This window comes from Lacticaseibacillus manihotivorans DSM 13343 = JCM 12514 (genome assembly GCF_001435035.1).
GTDB classification, from domain to species: domain Bacteria; phylum Bacillota; class Bacilli; order Lactobacillales; family Lactobacillaceae; genus Lacticaseibacillus; species Lacticaseibacillus manihotivorans.
Map to the genome: position 1 here is coordinate 1 of NZ_AZEU01000049.1, position 6,813 is coordinate 6,813.

The window sequence follows — 6,813 nt, forward strand, 5'->3', positions numbered from 1 at the left end:
CAGACCGGCCAGATGCGATTTCATGTCCCAAATACCGAGGTGAATAATCCAGGATTGAAATGGGGATGACCGATTACCACCATGCGACCGTCTTTGCCTTGCGCGATTTGTTGCCACTCTTCGTGGTTACTAGGGTCAATGTCCATATGTTGAATGGTCCGCTGGCGAATATCAGTTGTTTCACCGACGTACAACATGACTGCATGGCGCTTGTCTTCGGTGCCGATGACATAGACGGTTGGGTAATCCAGCAACAATGTGCGCTTTTTTTCGTCTTGGATATTGTTCAACACTGCTAAACCATCACGACCGTATGTAACTGGAAAAACAACGGGACTTTGTTCACTCATTTTTGTTCCTCAAAATCCCAGTGACGTTTCTTGTTCTTAGAAAATTTTTCTTCAATAATGTCGTTAGGATCCACATTTAGCCGGTCACACATGTAATAGGCATAGGTTAGGACATCAGCGACTTCCAGCTTGAGGTCTTGGCGGTCTTGTTCGCACAGCTCGTCATCTGAAGTTTTCCACTGAAAGATTTTTTCAACTTCGGATGCTTCAATATTTAAAGCCCGCGCCAAGTTAATCAAGGTATGAAATTTGTCCCAGTCGCGTTCTTCTCGAAAACGGACGAGATCTGCCATCACTTCTTTGGTTTGCATTATGAAACCTCCCAGGATATGTTTGACTCAAGTATAGCAAAGTGTGGGGTAAATCGAGTGGGTGTTTCAATAAAATCACGTGATTGATAAATATATTGTAAACTCTTCTAAACTGCGTAAAAGTTGGGTGAAACGACAGATTGTGATAAGATAAACGACATAGTTTTATTCGCGGCCATCTTAATAGCATCGAGCTTTAATTTCAAGGGGGAGAAAATGAAAAAGTTTGGTAGTGAAGAGTTTGAGTCGTTACTTGCCGCAAAAGTAGCCAGTAATGAACCCATTTTCTTAAAACGACACCTCAGTTGGGGCCAACTCATCGGTCTCATTGGCGGGTTTATCCTGACCCCAATTTATATTGGATTGTTTTGGATGGGATGGGCGCTTTGGTCGATCGTGTGGGGCAAAAAAGTCGTCGTCACGATTGCTGGTGTGAGGAAACGCTTTGTCATTTCTCGGAGTGAATTTCGTCAGTTAAAGCATCCAGAATCTAAGAGCAGTCCTGTCGAAAACAAAGCAAATACTGCTACAGTAACTGAGGATCAAACAAACGAGTCTGATTCGAAAGATGACAAGTCTAATTCTTCGTGTTTGATTAAGGATAAAGAGCAGTCCAAGACAATGACCACAACAATTCAAGACGAGACAATTACTCCTAACGATGCTGTGGAAGTTCTCCAAAATGAATCGGCAGGAACTGATGAAGAACGTAAAAATCACACTCAAATTCAGTCTGACGTGTCTCAACTTTCTGAAGTGAAGTACTCCTCGTCAGCTTCGCAACATGGAAATGATGATGTCGCGGCAGATTTAGTGAAAGAGAATGAGAACGTGCCGGCTAAATCCGAAATTGTGAAAGATAATGTCGTTCAACCAAAAACGAGTCCAAAGGTTTCCCAGCTAAATGAGACTAATGTGTGGGGCGAGGAGCGTCGCGGTCAAGTACATCAGGATCCGATTATTCGAAAAATTCACCGATCACTCAAGGATTTCGTCGTTTTCGATATTGAAACCAGTGGCTTTTCACCAAGAAATGACGCGATCATTCAACTTTCTGCCGTAAAAGTCAAGAATGACCAGATTGTGGATCAGTTTGATGAATTTGTTAATCCTCATCGAGAAGTTGAAGCAAAAATTGTTTATCTCACTGGGATTAGACCAACGGATATGCAAGATGCAGATGATATTGAGCCGGTCATGCAGCGGTTTATGACCTTTGTTGGCAACCTGCCATTGGTTGGACACAATATTGTTAAGTTTGATATTCCATTTATTCTTGCCAATGGTTTTTACGAAGATCAAGTCGAGGTACTAGATACTTGGAATTTGGCCCAAGATAGAGATTTTCCTGAAGAATTACCAAACTTGAAGTTACCAACTTTGAAGAAATACTTCGGTGTGGTCAATCGCTCCCACAATGCGTTGAATGATTCGTTAACTGAATTCGTTCTGTATCAACATCTCCGTGATAACAAACTTTCCAGAGTGGAAATTAAACTTGACGATGAACCACAAACACTCGCTGGTTTACGATTTGTGGTAACCGGTGACTTTATGGAAGCACCACGCGAAGAGATAGTTGAAAGCATCAAAGCCCATGGTGGTCGAGCAACTGGATCAGTATCTGGGAAAACAGATTATCTGGTGCTTGGCACTCAAGTTGATAGTCGCCTTAAAGATGGCGTGCATAGTAAAAAAGAGTTGGATGCCATTGCCCGCCAAGAAGAGGGTGGCAAGATTCAAATTATTGGTTACGATGCTCTTCAACAACTTATGGATGGTAAAGTCGGTGCCGTTGCAAGCTAACTTTAATTACTTTATCTATTTAAAGTTTAGCTTTGTGGTCAATTTTATGGGGGAATTGTCATGGATTTACAAGTGGTAACAACTAAAAATGGAATTCATTTTTTACTTGATCAGGATACAGCGCATCAGACTGGAAAACTGATTACAGCCAATTTTATCATGATGATCGTCAAGAAAGTCTTCCCTGGGCCTGAAGCTAAGACACAAGCGCCAAAATATGAATATCCTGAAATGGTTTTTACCAATCAAAAGGCATACCGTGTCAATCAAGTCGAATCGCAACGGGACGCAAACGAGCTAGAAGTGCAACTGTACTCACTTCTTCAGGCAAAGCAAAAACTTACCAAAGAGATTCGTCAAAGTTTACGGGATCAATATTTAGTCGTTGAGACTGCAGACCAAGATGATGACGAAATAGAACAAACTATCGGGTAATATTACGAGTTGATTTGCTTCGATTCAGCTGAAATATCGTTAAATTTGGAGTCACTGGAATTCGATGAAAATTTCCAAAGCACAAGCCGAGAATGTTGGTAACTGCGAAGCTGTGCGCTTTTTGTTTGGCGATGATATGATGATAGCAAAGGAGGTGCACGCATGCCGACAAGAATGTTGCATTCTGAGCAAACTGCATTGGAAGCTTTACAATTACGATTACCTGACCGCTTCAAACATGCGAAGTTGGCGGATCGACCCGATATTCAAGATGAAATTGACAATATCGGCGTTGAAGTGACGGCTGGTGTGCGTGATGACCTCCGACAACTATTGGTCCAAGAGCCGACTAAACAAAAGCGCCGGGCGCTTGCAAGAATGGGCATCGAGACGCATTACCGATTCAATGAAAAAAACGATCAGCGAGCCTTAGCTTCTGGCGCGTTGAACGATGTGGCCAGCGCGGTTCAGCGGAAATCTGAGAAATTTGAACAATATCGCCACTTCAACGAAAATAATCTGTTCATTCACGTGATGCCAGATGCACGGGCTGAAGTGGACGGGGTATTAAAGCAACTAGCTGATGTGCCGTATGACAAGATCTATTTGTGGGACGGGCATACAATGGTAGAAATCAATGTGCGGACTGCGGTGGTAAAACGGTATTAGAGGTTTCATCCCAAACAAAAGGTGGGTGAAGCTTTTTTGAGTTGATGACGGGATCATTTACCATTGTGGTTCCAATAATATGGAGATGCGGTTGAGAGTGGTTGTAAAAATATTTTTATCACAATGTCATCGCTTTATACTGATTGACAGACGTGAAAGTGTTTTAATATAAGTAATTCGAAAATTATGGGGGATCAAGGCATGAAAGTGGGCATTGAAACAGGAGTCGCAATCCTCGCGGCGGGGCTATTCACAACAGGACAGAAAGTTTTGGCAGATGAGCAAACGCCGGCAATAGATGCAGTGACGACTCAAACTAGCCAGCAGACCGCAACCACGAAAACGTCAGCAACTGCATCCGCCACGAATTCGAATGACGATGGCAACACGCCTGAGGTTGAGCCGACAATTGCTCAACAGTTGCAAGATGTCGTTTCCACGCAGTTGCAAGCTGATGCGAGCGCTCAAGTCGCCGCGCAAAAAAGGCCGATTTGGAAGCTCAGCAAGCACAGGCTGATCAACAACAAGCACAAATTGATAAGGACACCAAAGCTTATGCAGATGCGGCAGATCAATATAATCAAAATAAAGATGATTTTGAAGCTGCACAAGCACAATCTCAACAACAGATTCAAGCACACAATGAACAAACAGCCCAATATCAACAAAAGGCTACCGAATATAATGCCAAGCAACAAGAGCTTAATTACCAGACTCAGCAATTGGCTGAAGGTATTCAACAGTATAATGCGGGACAAACGAAGTATCAAGCAGGCTTGAAACAAGTCAATGAAGGTCTGTCAACCTTTAAGCAAGGCCTGTCTACTTATCAACAAGCTATTGCTAAATATGACCCTAAAACTGCAACGACCGAAGATTATGCGCAGTTAGAAGAAAACCATAGACAGTTGTTAAACGGACAAGCACAATTGAAGTCTGGGATGACGACGCTTGAGTATGCCCAAAACAAGTTACAGTCTGTTTATGCCCAACTCCAAACTGTAGCCAAACAGATTCAATCAGCGGACACAGATTCATCAGCTGATGCAACTTTGAAAGCACAACAACAAACGTTATTAGCTGAAGTTACCCAGCTGACGACCCAACAAGACGCGCTGAAAGTAGATTCAGATCGCGCGCAGGCCTTGTTGTCTACTTATGACCAACTGACGAAACAATTGAATGAATTAGACTCAGCCCGAGAACAATTAAATCAACTAGATGAAGATATCACTTCTGAAGAAGAAGTGGTTGAAATCGCGCAGATGCGAGCGGACGCTGATCAGCAAGTTGCTGATGATGCCAAAATGATTGCGCAATCGAATCTCAGCAGTACGATTCACGAATGGATTGAAGCCTTGCAACGTGCGTCAGCTGGGGATGACGGTATGACTGAAACCACCAGTCCGGCCGACGCTGTGGCTGTGTCCACACCTGTCAAAGAGACAACGGCAGCAACAACCGCTCATGAAAGTTTTGCAATTAGTCAGATTTCACTGCCACAATTTACATCGACCATGATCGAGTCACCGATCGATTTGGTTGCGCCTACTGCTGATTTAGCCACCTTGCCGAGTTTTGAAACACCAGAGACTTTTGTACCAGATGCGGCGATGAACACTGAAATCATTTTACCAGAGGCGCCGCTCACGAAACCTGAGCAGACAGTGACGGTGTCAGTTCCTCGTGAAATTAAAGTATTGGACGCAGATTCTGGGGATGTTGTGTTGGCGTTGACCATTGAACCAGATGGGGTCGCGATTTCCTTGCCAGCCGGGTATCAGTTGGCGGCAAAACAAAGCGAAAATGTTCAACCGGGTGAAAAGACGACGGATGTCACGGTCAAGTTCGGTGATGCGAATGCGGTCGTTTATGTCCAAACACAGGAACAGTCGAGTTCAAGTACGAACAGTTCAGTGACAACATCGAGTGCAGCCACTGAGCACCAGGAAAATACCGCACCGGTCGAAAGCGTGTCCGGTAATAAAGACCATAATATTGATGGCTCAAACGAAAATTCACAAGCTAAACCGTCCGTAGAAGTATCCGAATCAGATTCAAACCAACCGAGCGAAACGACATCAAAAAAGAACACCGATTCCGCGCCCTCTGTAGCTGCGAGTGCAACTGATTCTAGTGAAACTAAGTCAAATGAAAACACAGCGCCTTCGCAATCTGTTGCTGAAAAGGCATCAAATTCTGATAAAGATGGCGAAGTGACATCAAATCAGAGCACAGATTCTGCACCTTCAGTTGATGTACACGGATCAAGTGTTAATAAAGAAAATGAACCTGACTCAAGCACGAACCCGAATGCGACACCTTCTGTGAAGGTGAATACATCAGATGATAAAAACAGCAAAATAACACCGACTGAAAACACGACATCTGCACGATCCGTTGCTGTCGCTACAACAGATACTGATGAAGTTGATGAACCCAAATCCAGCACGAATACATCAGTGGTTGTGCCTGTGATTGATTCTAATGAAAACAATGAAACTACAACCAACGATAATTTAGATCCTGCACCATCAGTGCGTGTGGATTCATCAAATCAAGCCAAGTCAGAGGCTTCGATGTCAAATCAATCTGATGTTTCTGCCTCACAATCGCAACGTCAAAAGGCTTCTGCGGCGCGCAATCGCGTGAATAGTAGCCCAAAACAGATGAATCGAGCCCATGCGCGTCGGAGTGTCACTAATCCAGTCAGCGCAAACACCACCGCAACGCAATATCCACAGACCAGCGAGCGTCCATCCACTTGGCTTTCTGTGGTCGGGGCTAGTCTTGCTGTGGGGTTATTGACGTTCACTGCTCGCCGTCGCCGGATGCATTAAGTTATTAATTGGAGGAACTGTTATGGCGTTAGTTTACTGTCCAGAATGTGGGACCAAGGTTTCGGATACGGCGGCATCATGCCCATTTTGCGGGTATCGCAGCGCTGACTCCAACCAGCCAATGATCACAAATACCGTTCCACCTCAGCAAATTTCATGGGGTGGCGACGCGTTGACTGCTGAATTTGGCGATGTTTTTCCGATCGGGGAGCGGCAAACTCACGACCTCAATACGATTTTTGGCAGAGCTGAGAACTTGGCTAGAGTCGCACCAGCCTTTTTTGAAACATTAAAAGCGATGATACCTGAAACCGTGAAAGTGGCGCAAATCGACGCTGGGATCCAGAAACCTGGATTATTCATAGAATTTCAAAAAAGCAGCGCAATCCCATGATTCACACG

7 protein-coding genes are annotated in these 6,813 nt (G+C 44.2%); 5 read left to right on the plus strand and 2 right to left on the minus strand.

Features of this window, described 5'->3' with window-relative positions; all coding sequences use genetic code 11:
* Positions 1-20: 20 nt before the first annotated feature.
* Positions 21-350 (minus strand): GIY-YIG nuclease family protein, encoded by a 330-nt coding sequence (locus FD01_RS03285; RefSeq protein WP_056962564.1) that lies wholly within the window; start codon positions 348-350, stop codon positions 21-23.
* Positions 347-661, minus strand: coding sequence for a nucleotide pyrophosphohydrolase (locus FD01_RS03290; RefSeq protein WP_056962565.1), 315 nt, complete (start codon positions 659-661; stop codon positions 347-349). Before FD01_RS03290 ends, FD01_RS03285 begins: the two co-directional genes overlap by 4 nt.
* 216 nt (positions 662-877) lie before the next feature.
* Between FD01_RS03290 and FD01_RS03295 the strand changes: the two genes are divergently transcribed.
* The 5 genes from FD01_RS03295 (at position 878) to FD01_RS03315 (ending at position 6,805) form a co-directional block, all read left to right on the plus strand.
* Positions 878-2,467 (plus strand): exonuclease domain-containing protein, encoded by a 1,590-nt coding sequence (locus FD01_RS03295; RefSeq protein WP_056962566.1) that lies wholly within the window; start codon positions 878-880, stop codon positions 2,465-2,467.
* Between the two features lie 60 nt (positions 2,468-2,527).
* Positions 2,528-2,902, plus strand: coding sequence for a hypothetical protein (locus tag FD01_RS03300; protein ID WP_056962567.1), 375 nt, complete (start codon positions 2,528-2,530; stop codon positions 2,900-2,902).
* A 162-nt stretch (positions 2,903-3,064) separates the two neighbouring features.
* Positions 3,065-3,571, plus strand: coding sequence for a hypothetical protein (locus FD01_RS03305; RefSeq protein WP_056962568.1), 507 nt, complete (start codon positions 3,065-3,067; stop codon positions 3,569-3,571).
* A 491-nt stretch (positions 3,572-4,062) separates the two neighbouring features.
* Positions 4,063-6,411, plus strand: coding sequence for an LPXTG cell wall anchor domain-containing protein (locus tag FD01_RS03310; RefSeq protein WP_056962569.1), 2,349 nt, complete (start codon positions 4,063-4,065; stop codon positions 6,409-6,411).
* Between the two features lie 22 nt (positions 6,412-6,433).
* Complete coding sequence (locus FD01_RS03315; protein WP_056962570.1) at positions 6,434-6,805, plus strand: zinc ribbon domain-containing protein; 372 nt, start codon at positions 6,434-6,436, stop codon at positions 6,803-6,805.
* Positions 6,806-6,813: the final 8 nt, after the last annotated feature.

Bases quoted from the DNA above. Each gene is read 5' to 3' on its own strand.
- FD01_RS03305 (WP_056962568.1), top strand. From the start codon at position 3,065: ATGCCGACAAGAATGTTGCATTCTGAGCAAACTGCATTGGAAGCTTTA.
- FD01_RS03315 (WP_056962570.1), top strand. From the start codon at position 6,434: ATGGCGTTAGTTTACTGTCCAGAATGTGGGACCAAGGTTTCGGATACG.
- FD01_RS03295 (WP_056962566.1), top strand. From the start codon at position 878: ATGAAAAAGTTTGGTAGTGAAGAGTTTGAGTCGTTACTTGCCGCAAAA.
- FD01_RS03285 (WP_056962564.1), bottom strand. From the start codon at position 350: ATGAGTGAACAAAGTCCCGTTGTTTTTCCAGTTACATACGGTCGTGAT.
- FD01_RS03290 (WP_056962565.1), bottom strand. From the start codon at position 661: ATGCAAACCAAAGAAGTGATGGCAGATCTCGTCCGTTTTCGAGAAGAA.
- FD01_RS03300 (WP_056962567.1), top strand. From the start codon at position 2,528: ATGGATTTACAAGTGGTAACAACTAAAAATGGAATTCATTTTTTACTT.